This window comes from Methylovirgula sp., from assembly GCF_037200945.1.
Classification (GTDB): Bacteria; Pseudomonadota; Alphaproteobacteria; order Rhizobiales; family Beijerinckiaceae; genus Methylovirgula.
Genome location: NZ_JBBCGP010000001.1, coordinates 738,354 through 760,148, shown reverse-complemented (window position 1 = coordinate 760,148; position 21,795 = coordinate 738,354). Strand labels below are relative to the sequence as shown.

Below are 21,795 nucleotides of genomic sequence, written 5' to 3'. Positions count from 1 at the left end.
GTAGGCAGAATGCACTGCGCGTCTGGCGGTTCACATCTAGGTCACCAAAGGGCAAATGAAAAGGCAGAGCGAATCTCCGCCGTTTCTCGTCAATTGCCGGACAGGCCATAATAGGTCGGCTGGGATTCCCTCGCCCGGCGCTCGTTGGCATCACGCTCACAATTGAGGCCGCACGGCGCGCCATTAATATCCCGAACAAAATCGGAGAGTGACGGATAGGAGCCGTCGAGATTCTGATTTCCATCCGGCTGTGAGGGTTCCTGCGCGAATGCATCCGTCTCGGCGTTCCGAGGAGCAGCGGATACGTCGGCGGCGTAGAGAGAGAGAACTGCCGTGGCCAAAAAAAGCTGGAATGATTTCATGGTCGTTGCTCGCAATTGAATCGCAGATATCGCTTTCGGCGTGTCACGGCCGAAAGCGGCTTCCGCAAGTGCCGCGAGACTAGGCCGAGAGCAGGCGTTTGATCAGTATGCGCGAGGTCTTGCGAGTATACGCCACGTATAATTTTGCCCGCGATTGCAAAGAAATATTGGTGCCAGGCACGCGGCAACGCAGCGCCTGGCACAGATCCCCGGACCCCAGTGCGCACGTCTGCCTTGAAAATCAAGTCTGCCTTGAAAATAAGGAAAAGCGCATGGATCCGTTTTCACGCCGTAATGTCCTCTCGCTTGGCGCGGCCGCCGGCGCCACCGTGACGGCATTTGGCGCACGCGCAGCGACATTTGGAAATCCCGATAGCCCATTGGAAGGCGCAGTCAATTCCAATCCGAAGAGTCTTCAGGAACCCGGACCGAAAAATCCGGTTCTCGACAGCCAGTTTCCCGACGTTGGCAGTCCGCCGCAAACCGATATCGGCGACATGCCGCAGTTCTGGTCCTCGTTCAACATCATGCCGAAGCGCATTCAGGCTGGCGGCTGGGCGCGACAAGTCACGCAGGCTGATTTCCAGATTTCCGATGCGATTTCGGGCGTCAATATGCGCCTCGCGCCGGGCGGCATCCGCGAACTGCATTGGCATCTTGCGGCGGAATGGGCGATCGTGACGAATGGCTCATGCCGTGTCACCGTTCTCGATCCGGACGGGCACGCCTATGTTCAAGATGTCGGTCCGGGCGACCTCTGGTTTTTCCCTGCGGGTTATCCGCATTCGCTCCAGGGCCTCGGCAAAGACGGGTGTGAATTCGTCATCGCCTTCGATCAAGGCCACCAATCCGAATACAACACATTGCTGGTGACGGATTGGATCGCGCATACGCCGCCGGACATTCTCGCCGAAAACTTCGGCGTGCCGGTCGATGCCTTCAAATCGATCCCGCTCAACGATCTCTGGATCTTCCAGGGCCAGGAACCCGGCCCGCTGGCACAGGATCAGGCTTCGGTCGCTTCAGGCGGCATCGCGCCGAACCCGTTCACCTTCGGCCTCGGCGGCGTGACGCCGATCATGAGCAACAAGTCCGGCGCATTGCGTCTTGCCGATAGCCGGACGTTCAAGGCCTCGACGACGATTGCCGCGGCGCTTGAGACGATCAAGCCGGGGGCCGTGCGCGAGATGCATTGGCATCCGAATGCCGACGAATGGCAATATTGGATCAAGGGCGAAGGCCGGATGACGGTGTTCGACGCTGGACCGCGCAGCAAGACCGCCGATTTCAAGGCGGGTGATGTTGGCTACGTCAAGAGAAGCCAGGGTCACTTCATCAAGAACACCGGCACGGAGGATCTTCAGTTCGTGGCCGTGTTCAAGACGCCTGTCTATCAGGAGATCAGCCTGTCCGATTGGCTAAGCCACACGCCGCCCGCGCTCGTCGCTCAGCATTTGAATATGAGCGTCTCGGATGTGAAGAGGTTCATCGATAGCCGGCCTGGCATCATGCCGGTTTGATGAACGGAAAAGGCGCCGCTCGTGGCGGCGCTTTTTTGTTTCGTCGGAATGACAGAGCTTACGCCGCCGCGAGTTGGCGCAGCACGTAGGCCAGAATGCCGCCGTTGTTGAAATAATCGAGTTCGTCCTCGGTCGCGATGCGGCAGAGGAGCGGCACTTTCTTCGTCTTGCCGTCGGAATATTTGATCTCGGCTTCCATCGTCCGGCGCGGTTTCAATTCCGCGCCGAGACCATGGATCGTCACTTGCTCGTCGCCTCTGAGGCCGAGCGATTTCCAGCTCGTGCCTGGCTCGAAGGTCAGCGGCAGCACGCCCATGCCGACGAGGTTCGAACGATGGATGCGCTCGAAGCTTTCGGCGATCACGGCGCGCACGCCAAGGAGCTTTGTGCCCTTCGCCGCCCAGTCGCGCGACGAGCCGTTGCCATATTCAGCACCGGCGAAGATGACGAGCGGCACCTTTTCCGCCTCATATTTCATTGCCGCATCGTAGATCGACATTTCCGCGCCGTCCGGCCAATGCTTGGTCATGCCACCTTCGGGCACGTTGCCGTCGGCCTTGGCGAGCAGGAAGTTCTTGATGCGGATGTTGGCGAACGTGCCGCGCATCATGATCTCATGATTGCCGCGGCGCGTGCCGTATTGGTTGAAGTTCTGCTGCGAGACCTGACGTTCAAGCAGGAACTGGCCGGCGGGCGAAGCCGCCTTGATCGAACCGGCCGGCGAAATATGGTCGGTGGTGATCTTGTCGCCGAAGAGCGCGAGAATGCGCGCGTCGACGATGTCCGTGACCGGCACCGGCTCTTTAGTCAGGCCTTCGAAATAGGGCGGGTTCTGCACATAAGTCGAACCTATGTCCCACTTGTAGGTCTCGCCGTCCGGCACTTTCACTTTGCGCCAGTGCGTATCGCCCGCGAAGACATCGGCATAGCGGCTCTTGAAGACTTTCTTCGTCACATATTTCGTGGCGAATTCGTTGATCTCTTCAGTGGTCGGCCAGATGTCGCGCAGATAGACGGGCACGCCTTTCTTGTCATGGCCGAGCGGTTCGGTTTCGAGGTCCTTCGTCACCGTGCCGGCGATGGCGTGGGCAACGACCAGTGGCGGCGAAGCGAGATAATTCGCCTGCACATCCGGGCTCACGCGGCCTTCGAAATTGCGGTTGCCCGAGAGCACGGCGGCGGCGACGATGCCATTCTTGTTGATCGTGTCGGAAATCTCCTGCGGCAGCGGGCCGGAATTGCCGATACAGGTCGTGCAGCCGAAGCCGACGAGATTGAAGCCGAGCTTGTCCAAGTCCTTCTGCAGGCCGGAATTGGCGAGATATTCGGCGACGACCTGGCTGCCCGGCGCAAGCGACGTCTTGACCCACGGTTTGACGCCGATGCCGCGCGCCACGGCGTTGCGGGCGAGAAGCCCCGCGCCGATCAGCACGCTCGGATTCGACGTATTGGTGCAAGAGGTGATCGCGGCGATCACCACATCGCCATGGCCGAGATCGTAATTCTTGCTTTCGACGGCATAGCGCTTCTCGGAATCTTCGGTCTTCTTGTATTCCGCCGCGAGCGCGGTCTTGAAGCCCGGCGCAACGCCGCCAAGCGCGATACGCCCTTCCGGCCGCTTGGGGCCGGCCATCGACGGCACGACGGTCGTGAGATCGAGTTCGATCGTGTCGGTGAAGACGGGATCGGGCGTCGCCGAGGTGCGGAACAGGCCCTGCGCCTTGGCATATTTCTCGACAAGCGCGACACGCGCGGGTGTGCGCGCCGAGGTTTCGAGATAGTTGAGCGTCTCGGTATCGACCGGGAAGAAGCCGCAGGTCGCGCCATATTCCGGCGCCATATTGGCGATCGTCGCACGGTCGGCGAGCGAGAGATGCTTGAGGCCAAGGCCGTAGAATTCGACGAATTTGCCGACGACGCCGAGCTTGCGCAGCATCTGCGTCACGGTCAGCACGAGATCGGTCGCGGTCACGCCCTCTTTCAATTCGCCCGTCAGTTTAAAGCCGATGACCTCGGGCAGAAGCATCGAGAGCGGCTGGCCGAGCATGCAGGCTTCCGCCTCGATGCCGCCGACGCCCCAGCCGAGCACTGCGAGTCCATTGACCATCGTCGTATGCGAATCGGTGCCGACGAGCGAATCGGGATAGGCGACTTCGACCGTCACATGCTTGCCGCGGCCAGGCTGGAATTTCTCTTTGCGCGTCCAGACGGTCTGCGCGAGATATTCAAGATTGACCTGATGGCAGATGCCGGTGCCGGGCGGCACGACGCGGAAATTGTTGAACGAGCCCTGACCCCACTTCAGGAAACGATAGCGCTCGCCGTTGCGGTCATATTCGAGATCGACATTGGTCTTGAGGGCTTTGTTGTTGCCGAAGGCATCGACGATCACCGAATGGTCGATGACGAGATCGACCGGCACGAGCGGATTGATCTTCTGCGGGTTGCCGCCGAGTTTCAACATGGCATCGCGCATTGCGGCGAGATCGACGACCGCCGGCACGCCGGTGAAATCCTGCATCAGAACGCGCGACGGACGGAAAGCGATTTCCTTCTCGACCTTGCCTTTGTTGACGAGCCATTCAGCGACGGATTGGATCGATTCTTTGGTGACGGAGCGGCCATCTTCGAAACGCAGCAGATTTTCGAGCAGCACCTTCATCGAGAAGGGCAGCGCGGAAATGCCGGTCAGCCCGTTCTTCTCCGCCGTCTTGAGCGAATAATAATGATAGGTCTTGGCGCCGACGTTGAGGATTTTTCGGCATTTAAAAGAATCGAGCGAAGCCATAGGCTATGGGGCCCCTGATGTTGAGAAATGCAATGACGATGGGTTTATAGATAATTTCTAATCTGGTCGCTACACCACCATTCGCCGCGCCATGCAGGCCGCGCGCCATAAGGATCAAGCCGCGCCATCATGCAGATCGAAGCCTCGGCTCTCAGCGTGGAACGCGGCGGCCGCATTATTTTCGCGGGTCTCGACTTTCGGCTTGCGGCGGGCGAAGCGCTTCTAGTCAAAGGACCGAACGGCGCTGGCAAATCGACGCTTCTGCGCGCCTTCGCGGGTTTTTTGCCGTTGGCGGCGGGCGCTATCGCCATTACGCCTGAAACGGAGGCGCGCCGGGCAGAGCTTTGCCATTATATTGGGCATGCAGATGCCTTGAAACCAGCGCTGACGCTCGCTGAAAATCTCGCCTTCTATAGCGCCCTGCTCGGTGGCGGTGGCATCGAGCGCGCGCTTGCGCGGCTCGGATTGACGGGGATCACTGATCTTCCCGCGGGGTATTTGTCGGCCGGGCAGAAACGCCGCGCCGCTCTGGCGCGGCTTATCGCGATTGCGCGGCCCATCTGGTTGCTTGACGAGCCGCTGACGGCGCTCGACACCAAATCTCAAATCGTCGTCGGCGAATTGATGCAGGAGCATCTCGCCGGCGGCGGCTGCATTCTGGCTGCGACCCACACGCCCTTGCCGATTGCGGCGCGCGATCTGATGCTTGGTCGGCCGGTATGACGGAGAGCCAGCAAGCCCGTCCTTCGGCGCTCGGTGCGCTCCTGACGCGTGAATTGCGCGTCGGCCGCCGGATTGGCGGCGCGGTCAGCATGGGCGTGGTTTTCTTTCTATGCCTCGTGACAGTGACGCCGTTCGCCGTCGGGCCGGATCAGGCGCTGCTGGCGCGGATCGGTCCGGCGATCCTCTGGATCGCGGCATTGCTTGCGACGCTGCTCGGCCTCGACCGTCTCTTTCAGGCCGATGCCGAGGACGGCTCGCTCGATCTGTTTCTAACCAGCGAGACGCCGCTCGAACTCATCGTTCTGGTCAAATGCCTGGCGCACTGGCTGCTGACCGGCCTGCCGCTTGTTGCGGCGAGCCCAATCTTCGGCCTGATGCTGGGGCTCGGGCCGGAGGGATTGCTGCGCGTCGCATTCTCGCTGCTCGCGGGGACGCCGGCGCTGACCCTTCTCGGCGCGATCGGCGCGGCGCTGACGGTAAGCCTGCGCCGCGGCGGTCTGTTGCTGGCGGTGCTCATTCTGCCGCTGAGCGTGCCGGTCCTGATTTTCGGCGTGGCGGCGGCCGGCGATCCGGTCGTCGGCTTCAAGACGCCGTTCCTGATCCTTTGCGGCCTGACGCTCGCCGCCGTGGCGCTGACGCCCTTCGCCGCTGCCGCGGCGCTGCGCCAGGCCGGAGATTGACGCTACATCGGCGGCGTGAGACCGGCGCGGCCGATGCTGAGCGAGAGCGGCACATAAGCGCCTCGCCCGTCCGGGATGGCGAAGGCGATGAAATGGTTGCCGGCTTTGAAGTCATGGGGATCACCGGGCAGGAAGGTGACGATCCGGGTTCGTGGCGTCACTTTGATTTTGGATTGGCCGCCGCGATAGGTGAGCGTCAAATCCTCGCCGTGAACACCCGCGACCGACGCGACGGTGGCATTCGTCATCCGGCTACCGGGGCCTTTGTCCCAGGGGCGGTCGCCTTCGCCAGTCCCGCGCAAAGCTTCGGGGAAAATATGGACTTCCAGCGCAACCCGCTCGCTGCCGTCGCCCGGCATGCTGGTGATTCCGACGAAGCTGCCCGGCTTGATCCCGGCGAGGGAGGCCGGAACGATAGCGGCAAGACGTGTTTGAGGCGCGATTTTGATCTTGATGACGGCGCCATCCTGCCCACGGGCCGACATGACACCGCCTTGCAGCGAGAGGATCGTGCCGCGCAGCTTCACGGGATGCGGGGCGTCGGCGCGCGTCGCGCCCGCGAACGTCATGGCGAGCGCGAGGCCCAAGGCCAGACCCGCCGCTTTCATAGCGTGGCCTCTGTTAAACATTTTCCGCATTTGATCTCCAAAAAGGGATGTCGGCGATGCCGCCGGTGATACCCCGAACTTCGTCGGCCCGGCCGGATTATCGGCGAATTCGTGCCCCAGGGTCGATCAGCTTTTGGTGAACCAAAATCGGGAGCCGGATACGAACAGCGGAAGCCCGTTTTCGCGTAATCCGGTCCTGACTTTTACGGATCGAAACATTTGCCTTCCGGCAAGGGGCAGCCTAGAGGAAAAGCGATGGCGAATTACGCTAACCCGACGCAATTTCTGCGGCTGACGCGCGCGCTCGTGCCGGTCACGGCGGCACTGACGGTCGTGTTGCTGGCGGTCGGGCTTTATCTCGCGCTTGTCGTGGCCCCGGCCGATTATCAGCAGGGCGAGACGGTGCGGATCATGTATCTGCATGTGCCCTCGGCCTGGATGGCGATGTTCGTCTATCTGGTGATGTCCGTGGCGGCGATCAGCACGCTGGTCTTCCGTCACCCGCTCGCCGATGTAGCGCAGAAGGCGGCGGCGCCGCTCGGCGCCGGGTTCACCTTTCTGTGTCTCACCACCGGTTCGCTCTGGGGCAAGCCCGAATGGGGCACCTGGTGGGTCTGGGATGCACGGCTGACGTCGGTGCTTGTCCTTTTCCTCATCTATCTCGGCATCATCGCGCTCTGGCAGGTGATCGAAGATCCGGGCAAGGCGGCGCGACTCGTCGCCATTTTTACGCTCGTTGGCGCGGTCAATATTCCGATCATCAAATTCTCGGTCGATTGGTGGCACACGCTGCACCAGCCGGCCTCGGTCTTCCGCATGGGCGGCCCCACCATCGCCGCCTCGATGCTCTGGCCGTTGCTGATCATGGCGGTCGCCTTCACGACGCTGTTTCTGACGTTGCATATGCTGGCGATCCGCAACGAAATCATGCGCCGCCGCCTCCGCCGTCTATCGATGCTCGCGGCCGATGGCGCTACGTCGCTCCACGCAATGCCGGAGCCGGCCGAATGAATTTCGCCGCCCCGCATATCGGCTTCGTGATCGCCGCCTATGCCATCGCCTTCGTCGTCATCGGTGGCATGGTGATCGGCACGCTGGGCGATTATCGTTCGCTCAGGAAAAGCCTTGAGCGCGTCGAGACGCGAACCCGCCGTAAGCAGGATTCAAATTCTTGAGCGTCAGTTCGCCGTCCCAGGACACTCAGTCCCAAGACACGCCTGCCGAAGATGCGCCCGCGCCGAAACCGCGCCGCTTGCCGCTCGCCTATCTGCCGCTGATCATCTTCGTTGCGGTGATGGGCCTGCTGTTCGTGCGGCTCTTTGATGGCGATCCCTCGCGGCTGCCCTCGGCGCTTCTGAACAAGTCTGCGCCGCAATTCAATTTGCCCGCGCTGCTCACCAATGTGCCCGGCCTGTCCGACAAGGATTTACGCCAGGGCCATGTGACGATCGTGAATATCTTCGCCTCGTGGTGCGGCCCCTGCCACGAGGAAAATCCGCAGCTCGTCGCGCTCTCGCAGGACAAGCGCCTCGCGGCAGAGGGCGTCAAACTGGTCGGCATCGCCTACAAGGATCAGCCGGAGAACACCCGCCGTTATCTCGGCCTGGAGGGTGATCCCTATTCGGCGATCGGCGTTGATTTGAGCGGTCGCACCGGCATCGACTTCGGCGTCTACGGCGTGCCCGAGACCTATGTCATCAAGGGCGATGGGACGATCGCCTTCAAATTCGTTGGGCCGATCGACGACGCTACGCTGGAAAACGCCATCTGGCCGCAGATCGAGGCGGCGCGGAAATAATCACCCAATTCTAATCGCTAATGCTCGCGCGCCGCGTGCGCGAGGGCGACCAGCGCCTGGCGCAATTCGGTTGGCGTCGCGATTGGCGCGGGGAATGGCAACCGCAAAATCACATCGTCATTGCCGAGATCGACGCCCTCGGGATCGAAGCCGAGGGTGCGCCAATGGCCGCTGTTCTCCCCGAACGCGGCCGCGAGGAGCGGGGCGAAATCGGCATGATCCTGGTTCACATGCGCCAGCGCGCCGGCCTCAGTGGCGATCAGCTCGCTCTTGCCCTCGATCGGTGTGAGGATTTGCGCGGTCGTCAAACCGGGCGCAGCGCGGCCGAAACCGCCGTTCATATGGACGCTTTCGAGGTCCACACGAAAAAATGCGAAATCGGGAAAATCGGCATAAAGCGCGGATTTGGGGTGCCGGACGAGGAAGCGGGCCCGCAAATTCGCCAGCGCCGCCGGTTCATCGACGATGGACGCGTGCCCGTTGAGGGTCAGGCGCGGATGGGCGAGCGGATCGCCCTTCTTCGACAGATAGTAGAGCAGCGAGACGCGGGGATCGACGGCGATATGTTTTCGATGCGCGGAAAGGCGCGATATCAAGAGGATAGGGCTACCATCCGGAGCGCTGGCGACATTGACGAGGGTAGCGAAAGGGGAGCCCGAGTCCGGCACCAGCGTCGCCAGCGAGGCCCAGCGCGTTGATCGCAGAAGCCGCTTGGCCTCGGCAATGGGATCGAATTTCTGGCCTTCGGGCGGGCTTTCGGCCGCGTCGGAACCGGTCATGGGCAAGTCCTTGTTTCGGGGGCGGCGGAATCTAAAGCTTTGCTTTCAAAGGCTTCAGGGCTGGATTCCCCTATAGTTCTAATGGTATGCATTGCAAAGATGCGGGGAATGGCCTCATTTCGGCCCTCAAGCTCACGGAGCTTCCCGCTGCGTACCGCGTGGGGCGGAAGAGGCGTCCCTCACGTCGTGTTCATGCGCTGACGGTTGAACTACGTCGCCCTGCCAACCGGCAGCTTCTTACAAGACTCGGCCCTTTAATCTGAGGAGTGTTGATGCCGACGATCGCCTTGGTCGATGACGACCGCAACATTCTCACATCGGTTTCCATAGCCCTCGAAGGCGAGGGGTATCGGGTGCAGACCTACACCGATGGTTCGACGGCGCTCGACGGCTTGAAGACCAACCCGCCCGATCTCGCCATTTTCGATATCAAAATGCCGCGCATGGACGGCATGGAGCTTTTGCGGCGGCTGCGGCAGAAGTCCGATTTGCCGGTGATCTTCCTCACCTCGAAGGATGAGGAGATCGATGAATTGTTCGGTCTCAAGATGGGCGCCGACGATTTCATCCGCAAACCCTTCTCGCAACGCCTGCTCGTTGAGCGCGTCCGCGCCATTCTACGCCGTGCCAATCCTAAGGAAGCGGCGGCGCAGAAGGAATCCGAGGCCAAGATTCTCGAGCGCGGCCCGCTCAAGATGGACCCCGAGCGTCACACCTGCACCTGGAAAAATGATCCGGTGACGCTCACCGTGACCGAATTCCTCATCCTCCAGGCGCTCGCCACGCGTCCCGGCGTAGTGAAGAGCCGCAACGCGCTGATGGATGCGGCTTACGACGATCAGGTCTATGTCGACGACCGCACGATCGATAGCCACATCAAGCGTCTGCGCAAGAAATTCAAAGCCGTCGATGACGACTTCGAGATGATCGAAACGCTTTACGGCGTCGGTTATCGTTTCAAGGAATGATCGCGGCGTACTGAATGAGCGTCGACGCGCACGAGCAGCAGTTCGATCAGGCCCTCGAAACGCCGCGCAAGCGCAGTCGGCGGCGTACTTTCGGCTGGCGCGTGTTGCGGCGTGTCCGCACGGTCGAGCGCGCGGTCGCAGTCCGTTTTTCGTCATCGCTGACGCGCCGCATCGTGGTTCTCAACCTCGGCGGCCTCGTCGCGTTGCTGCTCGGTTTTCTTTATCTCAATCAGTTTCGCGAAGGTCTCATCGACGCGCGAGTGCAGAGCCTGCAGACGCAAGGCGAGATCATCGCCGCGGCGGTTGCGGCCTCGGCGACTGTTGCGACGGATTCGATCACCGTTGATCCGGAAAAGCTTCTGCAGATGGTGCCTGGCGAACGTGCCGGCATTGCCGACGAAAGCCGGCCGTCGCTCGAATTTTCCATCAATCCCGAGCGCGTCGGGCCCGTGCTGCGCCGCCTTGTTTCGCCAACGCGCACGCGGGCGCGCATTTACGACCGCGATGGTTATCTGCTGCTCGATTCCCGCGCGCTGAGCGCCCGCGGCGACATCCTTCGGCTCGATTTGCCGCCGCAGAGCGACGAGGCAGGAAACTGGCTCGAACGCGTCTGGGCCGTGATGAAACGCTCGTTCACCTATAACGAATTGCCGCTCTACGAAGATATTGGCATTGCCAACGGTCGGACCTATCCCGAAGTCTCTCGCGCGCTCGACGGCCAGGCGCAGTCGATTGTGCGGATGAATAACAAGGGTGAGACGATCGTCTCCGTCGCGGTGCCGATTGAGCTTTTGCGCACCGTCCGCGGCGCATTGCTGCTTTCGACGCAAGGCGGCGACATTGACAAGATCATCGCTTCGGAACGCTGGGCGATCATCCGCGTCTTCCTGGTTTCGGCCGCGATCATGCTGCTCTTGTCTCTGCTGCTCGCGGGCACGATCGCGGGGCCGATGCACCGGCTGGCGGAAGCGGCCGAGCGGGTACGCCGCGGCATCAAATCACGCCAGGAAATTCCAGATTTCACCAATCGCAGCGACGAGATCGGTCATTTGTCCGGCGCGCTGCGCGACATGACGCGGGCGCTCTACAATCGCATGGACGCGATTGAAAGTTTCGCCGCCGACGTGGCCCACGAACTCAAGAACCCGTTGACCTCCTTGCGTAGCGCCGTCGAGACTTTGCCGATCGCTCGCAATCCGGAATCGCATGCGCGCCTGTTAGCCATCATTCAGCACGACGTGCGCCGGCTTGATCGGCTGATCAGCGATATTTCCGATGCGTCGCGGCTCGATGCCGAACTGGCGCGCGCCGACATGGAGCCGGTCGATCTCTCGCGTATCATCCTCACCGTGGTGACGATGGCCAATCATGCGGAGCATGAAAGCGTGCAGGTGACGCTCGATCTCGCCAACAATGAAGATGCGAAAAAGAACAGTTTCATCGTCCTCGGCCATGATTCGCGTCTGGGCCAAGTTTTCAACAACCTCATCGATAACGCGAAATCCTTTTCACAGCCCGCCGGCAGCGTGCGCGTCGGCCTGCGCCCGGCAAAGAGCGCGCTCACCAATGGGCTGCTGACGGACGGGTTTGAGATCGTCGTCGATGACGACGGGCCGGGCATTCCCGCCGACGCGTTCGAGCGCATTTTCGAACGCTTTTATACCGACCGCCCCAATCATGGCTTCGGCCAGAATTCGGGACTTGGGCTTTCGATTTCGCGCCAGATCATCGAGGCGCACGGTGGCCGTATCCGCGCGATGAACCGGATCGCCACGAGCAGGGACGGAACACCTATCATCCTCGGCGCACGCTTCATTGTCTGGATCCGGGCGGCGCGGTGAGCGCAGAGGCGACCGCGCCCGTTGCAATCCACGCCAGCGGCGTCGTGGTCGGCGAGGCAGGGATCGTCATCCGTGGCGTATCTGGCATTGGTAAAAGCAGTCTGGTGCTGGCTCTATTGGATGCCGCGGCCCAGGCAGCGCTTTTCGGCGCGCTGATCGGCGACGACCGGCTGCTTCTCTCCGCGAGCCACGGCCGGTTAATTGCGCGCGGGCATCCGGCCATCCGCGGCCAGATCGAGCAGCGCGGCGTCGGGATTCTGGAGATCGGTGCCGAGCCGGCCGCTATTGTCCGGCTTGTCATCGACATTTTTCAACCGGAACAGATGCTTCGCTATCCCGAGGCGATCAACGCTTCTGTTACGCTTTGTGGCGTAGATTTGCCGCTCTTGGCTTTGGCGAAGGCTGGCTCCGCGTCCGATTCGGCGCGTGCCGTTTTTGCCCGGCTTCGACAATTTGGGGCAATCTGACGCAGGAGGGCGTCATTCCTCTTGCGAATTTCGCCGCGCTGCACAAGATGGCGTCCCCAATTGCGTCCGGAAAAAAAGCGCCTCGAAGCCTGGACTTGAATTTGCGACCGTCTTCACCGCCTGAGATCGAAGAGCAAGAAATGAACGGCAGTCTCGGCGTTTCGCCATTCGCCCTGCGCGGCTCATCGCGCCATCGTGGCCGGAGGCGTTGCTGTCGATGATCGGCATGGTGCTCGTCACCCACGGCCATCTGGCCACCGAATTCCGCGCGGCGCTCGAACATGTCGTCGGCCCGCAGAAGCAGATCGCCACTGTTTCCATCGGCCCCGAGGACGATATGGAAGAACGCCGCAAGGATATCCTCGCGGCTGTGAAGCAGGTGGATCGCGGCATTGGCGTTGTCGTTCTCACCGATATGTTCGGCGGCACGCCATCCAATCTCGCCATTTCGGTCATGAATGGCGGCCAGGTGGAAGTTGTCGCCGGGATCAATCTGCCGATGCTGATCAAGCTCGCTTCGATCCGCGATACGACGAGCCTGGAACAAGCCGTGTTGCAGGCGCAGGACGCCGGCCGCAAATATATCTACGTCGCAAGTCGGGTGCTCGGCGGAAAATGACCGATACATCGCAACCTGTCCCCGCCGCCGATGACGGCACGCTCGTGCGCGAAATCGAGATCATCAATCGCAAGGGCTTGCACGCGCGCGCCACGGCAAAATTCGTTCAATGCGTCGAGCAATTCGTCGCCGAAGTCACGGTGAGCCGCGCCGGTGAGACGGTGGGCGGCACATCGATCATGGGCATTCTGACGCTTGGCGCCGGCATTGGCTCATCCATCGTCGTCACTGCGAAGGGGCAGGAGGCCGAGGAAGTGCTTAATGCTCTGGCCACCTTGATCGGCAACAGGTTCGGCGAAGACGAATAACGAAAGCGTTTTCCGGCGAAGTGGGGACCGGTTCGCGTGAAGAAACGCGTCAAAAAAGAATCCTCGCGCCTCATCAGAACCGGGAAAGCTTTATATGCGGCAGTCGCTGCACCGCCTTGTCGTCGAGACGCACGGTCAGGGTCTTGTCGAGATCACCGCCGCGATCAAAGAACGGCTCGTCCATGTCGATATCAATGAAGGACTGCTGACCGTCTATTGCCGGCACACGTCCGCATCGCTTCTGATTCAGGAAAATGCCGATCCTGATGTGTGCAAGGATTTGCAGACCTTCTTCGCCAAGATCGTGCCGGAGGGCCGCGGGCTTTACGTGCATGAGTCCGAAGGACCAGACGACATGCCGGCGCATATTCGCGCCGCGCTGACGCAGACGCAGCTTTCAATTCCCATGCGTGACGGCGAATTGCTGCTCGGCACCTGGCAGGGCATTTATCTCTTTGAACATCGCCGGGAACCGCACCGGCGCGAGATCGTGCTGCATGTGATCGGGGAGTGAGGTCATCGCGAGGCGCGAGCGCCAAAGCGATCCGGTCATGAGTCTGGATTGCTTCGCTTCGCTCGCAATGACGGCGACTTGAGCAAATCCGGCCGGCGTGCTTCGGTCAGCGCGCGCGCTTCGGCCTCGCGCCATGCGGCGATTTTGCCATGAGCGCCGGAGAGCAGAATTTCGGGGATTTCGCGGCCCTCGAAAACGCGCGGCTTTGTATAGTGCGGATATTCGAGCAACCCGTTCTCGAAGCTTTCTTCCGCGCCGGATTCTTCCTTGCCCATGACACCCGGCAGCAAGCGCACGGCGGCATCGAGCAAGACAAGTGCTGCCGGTTCGCCGCCCGACAGCACGTAATCGCCGACCGAGATTTCTTCGAGCTGCCGTGCGGCAATCAGGCGCTCGTCGACGCCCTCAAAACGACCGCAGATGATCGCAGCGCCCGGCCCGGCGGCGAGGTCGCGAACGCGCGCCTGCGTCAGCGGCTTTCCGCGCGGGCTCATGAGTAGCCGTGGGCGCGGATCGTCCGATGCCAGCGCCGCATCGAGACTTGCGGCGAGCACATCGGCGCGCATCACCATGCCGGCGCCGCCGCCGGCTGGCGTGTCATCGACACTGCGATGTTTGCCAAGCCCATGCGTGCGGATGTCGATCGCTTCAAGCTGCCACACGCCGCGCTTCAACGCGTCGCCGGCCAGCGAAAGCCCAAGCGATCCCGGAAACATTTCCGGAAAGAGCGTGAGGATGGTCGCGCGCCACATCAGTTCGGACCGCCGTCTTCGGGGGTCGCTTCGACTTCGACCGGCGGGATGACGACAAGCCGTTTTTGCGTAAGATCGATTGTTGGGACGCAGGCTTTCGTGAACGGCAGGAGCAGCGTTTCGTCGCCGTCGACGGGCACAATTTCAAGAATATCGCCGCCGCCGAAGTTGAGCACGTTCAGCACACGGCCGATCTCGACGCCCATGCTATCGACGACCCTCAGGCCGAGAAGATCGGCGTGATAGAATTCATCGTCCGCGGCCGCGGGCAGCGCCGCGCGGGGAAGATAAAGATCGAGATTGTTCAGAGCCTCGGCCGCGTCGCGTGTCGAAATGCCGACAAGACGCGCGACGAAAATATTATCCTTCAACGGCCGCAGCGCGGCGATTTCAAAGCGCCGCGCACCGCTGGCATCGCTCAGCGGCCCGTAGCTGCCGACCGCCTTCGGATCTTCGGTGAAGGAGACGAGGCGCACGTCGCCCTTGATCCCGTGCGCCGCACCGATCCGCCCGACAAGCACGAGGTCTTGCGCTGCGGACGGATTGGAGCGGCCCTCCGGCATCGTCAGGCCGCAGGGGCTTCTTCGCTGGCCTTGCCGGCCCTGGCGGCGGCGGCGGCGGCGCGTTCTTGCGCCTTCTTCTTCGGCTGCGCCTTCTCAGGATTATTCTGCGCTTCGCGCTTCACAACGCCGAGCCCATCGAGCAGGCGCGCCACGCGATCCGTCGGCTGTGCGCCCTTGGCGATCCAGGCCTTCGCCTTCTCGGTATCGAGCACGAGACGATCAGCGGCGTCCTTCGGCTTCACCGGATCGAACGTGCCGAGCTTTTCGATGAAGCGGCCATCACGTGGCATGCGCGAATCGGCGACGACGACACGATAGAAGGGGCGCTTCTTGGCGCCACCACGGGCGAGACGAATTTTCAGAGACATTGTTTTCCTTTCTAACGAACGAGTGAGTTATTTCTTCTTTGCGAATGGATTGAATCCGCCGCCGCCAAGGCCGGGCAAACCGCCCGGCAATTTGGCGCCGCCGAGACCCGGCAGGCCGGGCAAACTCTTCGGCGGATTGTTCAGGAGACCCGCTGGCAGTTCCGGTATTTTCGGCATTCCGCCGCCGCCGGCCTGTTTCTGCAATTCGGCAATCTGTTCGGGCGAGGGCACCGGCATGCCGCCGCCCATACCGAGCGCGGACGCCATTTGCGACAGCGGCCCGCGCTTGGCGCTGCCGAGCTGTTTCATCATATCGGCCATGCCGCGATGCTGCTTCAACAGCCGGTTCACATCCTCGACTCTTGTACCAGAGCCTGCCGCGATGCGTTTCTTGCGCGAGGCTTTGAGAATGTCGGGGTTGCGCCGCTCCTGCTGCGTCATCGACAGGATGATGGCACGCTGGCGCTTGATGACTTTCTCGTCGAGGTTGGCGGAGGCGATCTGGTCCTTCATCTTGGCCATGCCGGGCAGCATGCCCATGATGCCGCCAATGCCGCCGATCTTCTCGACCTGCGCCAATTGATCGGCGAGATCTTCGAGATCGAATTTGCCCTTGCGCATCCGGTCGGCGATCTTCTGCGCCTTCTGCGCATCGATCGTCTGTGCCGCCTTTTCGACGAGCGAAACGATGTCGCCCATGCCGAGAATGCGATTGGCGATGCGGTCGGGATGGAAATCCTCAAGCGCATCCATTTTTTCGCCGGTGCCGAGAAGCTTGATCGGCTTGCCGCTGACGGCGCGCATTGAGAGCGCGGCGCCGCCGCGTCCGTCGCCATCGACGCGGGTCAGCACGATGCCGGTGATGCCGACGCGATCGTCGAAATTCTTGGCGAGATTGACGGCGTCCTGGCCGGTCAGGCTGTCGGCGACGAGCAGGATTTCGTGCGGATTGGCCGCGCGCTTGATCTCGACCATTTCGGCCATCAAGGCCTCGTCGATATGGGTGCGGCCGGCGGTGTCGAGAATCACGACGTCGTAGCCCTGCAGCCGCGCGGCCTCTTCGGCGCGCTTGGCGATCTGCACGGGCGTCTGGCCGGGGATGATCGGCAGCGTGTCGATGCCGACCTGCTTGCCGAGGACGGCGAGTTGCTCTTGCGCGGCCGGACGCTTCACGTCGAGCGAAGCCATCAGCACGCGGCGCTTTTGCCGTTCCGCGAGACGCTTGGCGATCTTGGCGGATGTCGTCGTTTTGCCGGCGCCTTGCAGCCCGACCATCATGATGGCGACGGGTGGCGGCGCATCGAGGTCGATTGGTTGCGTGTCCGAGCCAAGCGTTTCGATCAAGACGTCGTTGACGATCTTGATGACCATCTGGCCGGGCGTCACCGATTTCACGACATTGGCGCCAACGGCGCGGGCGCGCAGCTTGTCGGTGAAGGAGCGCACGACATCGAGCGCGACGTCGGCTTCGAGCAAAGCGCGACGCACCTCGCGCAGCGCAAGGTTCACGTCCTCTTCCGAGAGCGTGCCGCGCCGCGTCAGGCCGTCCAATATGCTTGAGAGCTTTTCTGAAAGCCCTTCGAACATGCGCTTTATCCTTCTGCCTGAGACGGGCTCAAGCAAATGCCGTATCTTCGGCTTTTATGCGTTCAACACCAATCGCGCCCGGGGGCGCCACGCGCTGCCGGACGAGAACCGCCTGCCTCCAGGGCCGGTCGGCTGATCAAATTTTCATCTCTTGCGAGAAGCGGCGCTTTTAGGCGCAGGGAGCCAGGGAGTCAAGGAATCCTCGGCTTGAGCCTCAGCGTCTCAGCCCACCTGTAGCTCTTCGAGATCAGCGATCAAGCCGCGATGGGTCGGCTGCCATCCGAGCTTCTTTTTTGTCTGTTCGCTCGAAGCAGGCAGGTCGAGTGTCGTGAACATAGCGAGCCAGCCGAAAAAGGCTTGAGCTTCGTCAGGAGTAATGGATTTGACAGGCAGTTGCAGACGCGGGCCAAGCGCATTCACAATGTCCACTGCCGGGACGCCTTCTTCGGCGACGGCATGATAGATCGCACCCTTTTCCGCCTTCTCGATCGCCAACCGGTAAAGGCGCGCCACATCAACGACATGCGCCGCCGGCCATCGCTGATGTCCGTCTCCGACATAGGCGCAGACGCCTTTTTCGCGGAAAACCGAGATCGCATAAGTGACGAGGCCCTGTTTGGCCGTGTCATGCACCTGCGGAAGCCGGACCACGGAGGCATTGACCCCAGCCGCCGCGAGAGCCGATGCAACCGCCTCCGATAAACGCGGAAAATGCCCCGCCGGCTTGTCGTCTTCGGTCGCGAGGCGGCCTGGCGCCAACAGGCCGGTCCCGCCGGTGACGATGAGCGGTTGATCCGAACCTTTAAGTACCGAACCGAGCGCCTCGATGGCGCGCCGGTCGATTTCACAATTCTCCTCGAATTTCGAGAAGTCGTGAATGAAGGCCAGATGGATCACGGCATCCGCCGCAGCCGCACCACGCTTGAGGCTGTCCAGATCCTCTAGCGATCCGTGATGAACTTCGGCGCCGGCGGCCGCGAGCGCCTTGGCACCCGCTTCCGAGCGCGTGAGGCCAAGGACTTGATGGCCAGCGCCGATCAATTCCGGAACAAGAGCGGCGCCGATGAAGCCGGTCGCGCCAGTTACGAATACACGCATGAAGATCGTCTCCGGGTTGAGAAAGCGCGATTATTGGCTCATTATTTATCCCGGTAAATTAGTGACTTTATACAGGTATAAGGCCTAACAGGATGAACGTCCCCGCCACGAACGAGAACCTTCTAGGCGTCTATTTGAAAGATCGGCGCGCCAAGCTCGACCCGACCGCCTTCGGCTTCTCCTCGACGCGCCGACGCACACCGGGGTTGCGCCGTGAGGAAGTGGCGCAGCGCGCCAATGTCAGCACGACCTGGTACACATGGCTCGAACAGGGACGTGGCGGCGCGCCGTCTGCCGATGTGCTGAACCGCATTGCCGGGGCGCTCATGCTGACGGAGGTCGAGCGCGAGCACCTTTTCCTGCTCGGTCTAGGCCGGCCGCCGGAAGTTCATTACCAGGCTGTCGAGAGCGTGACGCCGCGGCTGCAACGCATACTTGACGCGCTCGAATTCAGTCCGGCTTTCATCAAAACGCCGATATGGGATGTGCTGGCCTGGAATCGTGCTGCCGCGGCGGTGCTGACGGATTACGGAACGTTGCCGCCTGAGAAGCGCAACATTCTGCGCATGATGTTCTGCGAGCCTTATATCCGCGCCCGCCAGTCTGATTGGGGCAGCGTCGCCCGATTTGTGGTTGCCGCTTTCCGCACCGATGTCGCGCGGGCCGGAGCGTCGGATTATGTGAAAACTTTCGTCTATGACCTCTGCCGGGAAAGTCCCGAATTCGCCGCCGTATGGGGTACCAATGATGTGCGCACCTATGGCGAAGGCACCAAACATCTCCACCATCCAATCGCGGGCGTGATCGAGATGGAATATTCAACCTTCGCCGTCGATGGTCGCGCCGATCTCAGCATGGTTGTCTACAATCCCGCGACGCCGGCGGACGCGGAGCGTGTCAGAATGTTGATCGACGGCAAACGCGAAGGTGTCGTTCAAATAGCCGGCGAATGCGAGATGGCGAGGTAATGGATGAGTTCGGCCCGGACATTGGCGTCCGGGCCGATAGGTCAGTTAAGCAGCCGCCTTGCGATTGACGTTCTGCGCGAGCTTCGAGAGCAGGTCGTCGGTCTTTTTCTCTTCGGCCAAAGTCGCCTCAAGCAGCGGCACGACATCGCGAAGTCCGAGCTGCGCGGCCCAGGTCTTCAACGTGCCGTAGCGGCTGATCTCATAATGTTCGACGGCTTGCGCGGCCGCGAGAAGGCCTGGATCGAGCGCCTCGGTGTCGGCGAAGTCTTCCATGATTTCCTTGCCCTCGTCGAGGATGCCGTTGATCGCATCGCAAGTCTTGCCGCGCGCCGGCTTGTCGATGATCTCGAAAATCTTTTCGAGGCGTTCGACATGCCCTTCCGTTTGATCACGATGCGTCTCGAACGCTTGGCGCAGTTCGTCGGACTGGCTGGTTTTGGCCATTTTCGGAAGCGCGCGCAGAATTTGCTTTTCGGCAAAATAGATGTCGCGAAGCGTCTCATAAAAGAGAACACTTAAATCTTTTGCTTGTTTGACCATCTGGCTCTCCCAAATCTCAGGAAGCCGCGTCGTTTCGCGCGGCTTGGTGCTCCTGCAATTCGGGCCGGTTGGGTTCGTTCCGCTGAAGTTTGCCGAAGGAGCTAAAAAGCTCAATCCGATGTCGAGATGAACAAGAAGCCATCGAACTTGAGCGTGACCTTTGCGAACCTCATACGGCGACCACCCAGCGGAACGATTTAGGAAGCCAATTGTTGAGGTCCCAACAAATTTTGTGAGACCATGTCATGCTTATTCGTTACGGCTTCAATATTGAAATAGAACTGACGCAACCCGCCGCGGTGGTCACGGCTATGGATGTCCATTCCAGCGGGCGCGGCGGTATTTTGCGCGAACGCGATTTTCGCGTGTCGCAGCCAGTTTCCGTGGGGACTTTCACGGACGGGCAGGGCAATGTGCTACGCCGTTTCAACGCGCAACCGGGCCGCATAAGCCTCGACCTCGATGGTGTCTACGCATGCGACGGCGGTCACGACATTATCGATGTGAATGCTGACATCACGCCGGTCAACGATGTGCCGCTTGACGCATTGCCGTTCCTGCAAGGCAGCCGATATTGCGAGACAGATCTTCTGTCGGACCTCGCCTGGCGCCAATTCGGCGGCATTCGGGGCGGATGGGCGAAGGTGCAGGCGGTCTGCGATTTCGTCCACAACACTCTTTATTTCGATTACCAGGCTGCGCGCCCGACCCGCACGGCTGCTCAGGCGCTCGAAGAGGGAACGGGCGTCTGTCGCGACTTTACCCATCTCGCAATGACGCTCTGCCGCTGCCTCAATATTCCGGCGCGATATTGCAACGGCTATCTCGGCGACATCGGTGTCCCGCCCGACCCGGCGCCGATGGATTTCAATGCCTGGTTCGAGGCCTATCTAGGCGGCCGCTGGTACACGTTCGATCCGCGTCACAATATTCCGCGCATCGGACGGATTCTGATCGCGCGCGGTCGCGACGCGATGGATATTCCGATGCTGACGACTTATGGGCCGCATTGGCTCAACAGGTTCGCGGTGATGACCGAAGAGATTATCCGGGTCCCGGTCGCGGCTTAGCGCGACCGGGATTTTGTCGGCATATGATCCTTGATCCAGGCGCTGATAGCGTCGACGACTCTCGCCTCGATGCCATAATAGCCGTGTGGGCTCAGCGACCCGCAGGTGCGCGCAGATTTGTCAATGCCGCCGCTGACATGGATGATGCGCACATCGGGCGAATGCGACATGGCTGCGGCAATGCGTGGCGCATCCTGCGGCGGTGCGACGTCGCACTGGTCGTCATAGTTTGCGACCACGAGCGCCGGCACGCGAACATCTTGCGGATCGGCGTCAAAGACTGTCTCGCCGCTATGGCCGACGCGCGAAACGGACTCGGTAAGAACAACGCCCGCGAGCGTATAGGGATGCGCGTGAGCGGCGCCATTCATCGCTGCGATCGAGCCTTGGCTGGTACCAAGCAGAAAGACCGGAACAGCAGCTTTTGTCTGCGCCAATTGCACCAAAGCCGTAACGATTGCAGCATAAGCTGGCGAACTACGCAGCCCGCGCAAGTTCTCATGGTCGATCGTGTCGGGGATCAGCACAGCATAATTTTGTGCGACCCACAGACTTCGTGTTCGCACGACGAAATTATCGTCGTGACGGATATCGCCGTCGCGGCGAAGTTCGATCTCGCCGGCGCCGCCCGGCAACATGACGAGTGTTGCCTGCGGATGATCCGGTGTGGCGTAAAGAACGCGCTGACGCGTGCCGTCGGGCAGATTTAGAGCAAGGACGAATTCGTTCGGTGTCGTCTGCTGCGCGGTAAGTGGCGACGGGATTGCAAGAGCCAATGCCGCACAAACAACGCGATATCTCAGGTTCATGGGAATTCGTCTCTTGGAAGCTAGGATATTTTCGGCTGGCATCCGCGCTCGCATTATCCTTAGAT

At 61.3% G+C, this 21,795-nt stretch carries 25 protein-coding genes; 14 read left to right on the top strand and 11 right to left on the bottom strand.

What is annotated here, in order from left to right; all coding sequences use genetic code 11:
- Positions 1 to 89 precede the first annotated feature (89 nt).
- Positions 90 to 362 (bottom strand): hypothetical protein, encoded by a 273-nt coding sequence (locus tag WDN02_RS03570; RefSeq protein WP_337292193.1) that lies wholly within the window; start codon positions 360 to 362, stop codon positions 90 to 92.
- A 272-nt stretch (positions 363 to 634) separates the two neighbouring features.
- Here WDN02_RS03570 and WDN02_RS03565 point away from each other — a divergent pair, with 272 nt between their 5' ends.
- Positions 635 to 1,882, top strand: coding sequence for a cupin domain-containing protein (locus tag WDN02_RS03565; RefSeq protein ID WP_337292192.1), 1,248 nt, complete (start codon positions 635 to 637; stop codon positions 1,880 to 1,882).
- A gap of 58 nt (positions 1,883 to 1,940) precedes the next feature.
- Here the strand turns inward: WDN02_RS03565 and acnA are convergent, their stop codons facing one another.
- The gene (gene acnA, locus WDN02_RS03560) at positions 1,941 to 4,670 is read right to left on the bottom strand and encodes an aconitate hydratase AcnA (protein ID WP_337292191.1); all 2,730 of its coding nucleotides are present in this window, start codon (positions 4,668 to 4,670) and stop codon (positions 1,941 to 1,943) included.
- A 129-nt stretch (positions 4,671 to 4,799) separates the two neighbouring features.
- Between acnA and ccmA the strand changes: the two genes are divergently transcribed.
- Entirely contained in the window at positions 4,800 to 5,393 is a 594-nt protein-coding gene (gene ccmA, locus WDN02_RS03555; protein ID WP_337292190.1) for a heme ABC exporter ATP-binding protein CcmA, read from the top strand.
- Complete coding sequence (gene ccmB, locus WDN02_RS03550) at positions 5,390 to 6,073, top strand: heme exporter protein CcmB (RefSeq protein WP_337292189.1); 684 nt, start codon at positions 5,390 to 5,392, stop codon at positions 6,071 to 6,073. Before ccmA ends, ccmB begins: the two co-directional genes overlap by 4 nt.
- Positions 6,074 to 6,075: 2 nt before the next feature.
- Here ccmB and WDN02_RS03545 read toward each other — a convergent pair whose 3' ends face one another.
- On the bottom strand, positions 6,076 to 6,711 hold the full coding sequence (locus tag WDN02_RS03545) for a hypothetical protein (RefSeq protein ID WP_337292188.1): 636 nt from the start codon (positions 6,709 to 6,711) through the stop codon (positions 6,076 to 6,078).
- A gap of 225 nt (positions 6,712 to 6,936) precedes the next feature.
- Between WDN02_RS03545 and WDN02_RS03540 the strand changes: the two genes are divergently transcribed.
- Genes WDN02_RS03540 through WDN02_RS03530 form a run of 3 tightly spaced genes read left to right on the top strand, consistent with a single transcriptional unit; the run spans position 6,937 to position 8,479 of the window.
- A complete protein-coding gene (locus WDN02_RS03540; protein ID WP_337292187.1) occupies positions 6,937 to 7,692 on the top strand; it encodes a heme ABC transporter permease in 756 nt (251 codons plus the stop codon).
- Entirely contained in the window at positions 7,689 to 7,856 is a 168-nt protein-coding gene (gene ccmD / locus WDN02_RS03535) for a heme exporter protein CcmD (RefSeq protein WP_337292186.1), read from the top strand. The genes WDN02_RS03540 and ccmD overlap by 4 nt, the downstream gene beginning before the upstream one ends.
- Positions 7,853 to 8,479: a DsbE family thiol:disulfide interchange protein gene (locus WDN02_RS03530; protein ID WP_337292185.1), complete on the top strand. Its 627-nt coding sequence runs from the start codon at positions 7,853 to 7,855 to the stop codon at positions 8,477 to 8,479. Before ccmD ends, WDN02_RS03530 begins: the two co-directional genes overlap by 4 nt.
- A gap of 17 nt (positions 8,480 to 8,496) precedes the next feature.
- Here the strand turns inward: WDN02_RS03530 and WDN02_RS03525 are convergent, their stop codons facing one another.
- A complete protein-coding gene (locus tag WDN02_RS03525; protein WP_337292184.1) occupies positions 8,497 to 9,258 on the bottom strand; it encodes a DUF2470 domain-containing protein in 762 nt (253 codons plus the stop codon).
- Between the two features lie 272 nt (positions 9,259 to 9,530).
- Between WDN02_RS03525 and WDN02_RS03520 the strand changes: the two genes are divergently transcribed.
- The 6 genes from WDN02_RS03520 to WDN02_RS03495 all read left to right on the top strand — a co-directional run bounded on the left by WDN02_RS03520 (position 9,531) and on the right by WDN02_RS03495 (position 13,975).
- Positions 9,531 to 10,226 (top strand): response regulator transcription factor, encoded by a 696-nt coding sequence (locus WDN02_RS03520; RefSeq protein WP_337292183.1) that lies wholly within the window; start codon positions 9,531 to 9,533, stop codon positions 10,224 to 10,226.
- 14 nt (positions 10,227 to 10,240) lie between these two features.
- Positions 10,241 to 12,067 (top strand): stimulus-sensing domain-containing protein, encoded by a 1,827-nt coding sequence (locus WDN02_RS03515; protein ID WP_337292182.1) that lies wholly within the window; start codon positions 10,241 to 10,243, stop codon positions 12,065 to 12,067.
- Positions 12,064 to 12,534: an aldolase gene (locus WDN02_RS03510; RefSeq protein WP_337292181.1), complete on the top strand. Its 471-nt coding sequence runs from the start codon at positions 12,064 to 12,066 to the stop codon at positions 12,532 to 12,534. Before WDN02_RS03515 ends, WDN02_RS03510 begins: the two co-directional genes overlap by 4 nt.
- A 217-nt stretch (positions 12,535 to 12,751) precedes the next feature.
- Entirely contained in the window at positions 12,752 to 13,153 is a 402-nt protein-coding gene (locus WDN02_RS03505) for a PTS sugar transporter subunit IIA (protein WP_337292180.1), read from the top strand.
- Positions 13,150 to 13,461: an HPr family phosphocarrier protein gene (locus tag WDN02_RS03500; protein ID WP_337292179.1), complete on the top strand. Its 312-nt coding sequence runs from the start codon at positions 13,150 to 13,152 to the stop codon at positions 13,459 to 13,461. The genes WDN02_RS03505 and WDN02_RS03500 overlap by 4 nt, the downstream gene beginning before the upstream one ends.
- A gap of 94 nt (positions 13,462 to 13,555) precedes the next feature.
- Positions 13,556 to 13,975, top strand: a complete 420-nt coding sequence (locus tag WDN02_RS03495) for a secondary thiamine-phosphate synthase enzyme YjbQ (protein WP_337292178.1) — start codon at positions 13,556 to 13,558, stop codon at positions 13,973 to 13,975.
- 35 nt (positions 13,976 to 14,010) lie between these two features.
- On the opposite strand, the gene trmD is transcribed toward WDN02_RS03495, so the two are convergent.
- From trmD to WDN02_RS03470, 5 genes are all read right to left on the bottom strand, one after another.
- The gene (gene trmD / locus WDN02_RS03490; RefSeq protein ID WP_337292177.1) at positions 14,011 to 14,727 is read right to left on the bottom strand and encodes a tRNA (guanosine(37)-N1)-methyltransferase TrmD; all 717 of its coding nucleotides are present in this window, start codon (positions 14,725 to 14,727) and stop codon (positions 14,011 to 14,013) included.
- Positions 14,727 to 15,290: a ribosome maturation factor RimM gene (gene rimM / locus WDN02_RS03485; RefSeq protein WP_337292176.1), complete on the bottom strand. Its 564-nt coding sequence runs from the start codon at positions 15,288 to 15,290 to the stop codon at positions 14,727 to 14,729. Before rimM ends, trmD begins: the two co-directional genes overlap by 1 nt.
- Positions 15,291 to 15,292: 2 nt before the next feature.
- The gene (gene rpsP, locus WDN02_RS03480; protein ID WP_337292175.1) at positions 15,293 to 15,658 is read right to left on the bottom strand and encodes a 30S ribosomal protein S16; all 366 of its coding nucleotides are present in this window, start codon (positions 15,656 to 15,658) and stop codon (positions 15,293 to 15,295) included.
- Positions 15,659 to 15,685: 27 nt separating this feature from the next.
- Positions 15,686 to 17,245: a signal recognition particle protein gene (gene ffh, locus WDN02_RS03475; protein ID WP_337292174.1), complete on the bottom strand. Its 1,560-nt coding sequence runs from the start codon at positions 17,243 to 17,245 to the stop codon at positions 15,686 to 15,688.
- Between the two features lie 222 nt (positions 17,246 to 17,467).
- Positions 17,468 to 18,343 (bottom strand): SDR family oxidoreductase, encoded by an 876-nt coding sequence (locus tag WDN02_RS03470; RefSeq protein ID WP_337292173.1) that lies wholly within the window; start codon positions 18,341 to 18,343, stop codon positions 17,468 to 17,470.
- A gap of 92 nt (positions 18,344 to 18,435) precedes the next feature.
- Here WDN02_RS03470 and WDN02_RS03465 point away from each other — a divergent pair, with 92 nt between their 5' ends.
- Positions 18,436 to 19,311: a helix-turn-helix transcriptional regulator gene (locus tag WDN02_RS03465; RefSeq protein WP_337292172.1), complete on the top strand. Its 876-nt coding sequence runs from the start codon at positions 18,436 to 18,438 to the stop codon at positions 19,309 to 19,311.
- Between the two features lie 45 nt (positions 19,312 to 19,356).
- Here the strand turns inward: WDN02_RS03465 and WDN02_RS03460 are convergent, their stop codons facing one another.
- Positions 19,357 to 19,851, bottom strand: coding sequence for a ferritin-like domain-containing protein (locus WDN02_RS03460; protein WP_337292171.1), 495 nt, complete (start codon positions 19,849 to 19,851; stop codon positions 19,357 to 19,359).
- A 245-nt stretch (positions 19,852 to 20,096) separates the two neighbouring features.
- On the opposite strand from WDN02_RS03460, the gene WDN02_RS03455 reads away from it, so the two are divergent.
- Complete coding sequence (locus WDN02_RS03455) at positions 20,097 to 20,921, top strand: transglutaminase family protein (RefSeq protein WP_337292170.1); 825 nt, start codon at positions 20,097 to 20,099, stop codon at positions 20,919 to 20,921.
- Here WDN02_RS03455 and WDN02_RS03450 read toward each other — a convergent pair.
- Positions 20,918 to 21,730 (bottom strand): alpha/beta hydrolase, encoded by an 813-nt coding sequence (locus tag WDN02_RS03450; RefSeq protein WP_337292169.1) that lies wholly within the window; start codon positions 21,728 to 21,730, stop codon positions 20,918 to 20,920. The genes WDN02_RS03455 and WDN02_RS03450 overlap by 4 nt on opposite strands.
- Between the last annotated feature and the right edge of the window lie 65 nt (positions 21,731 to 21,795).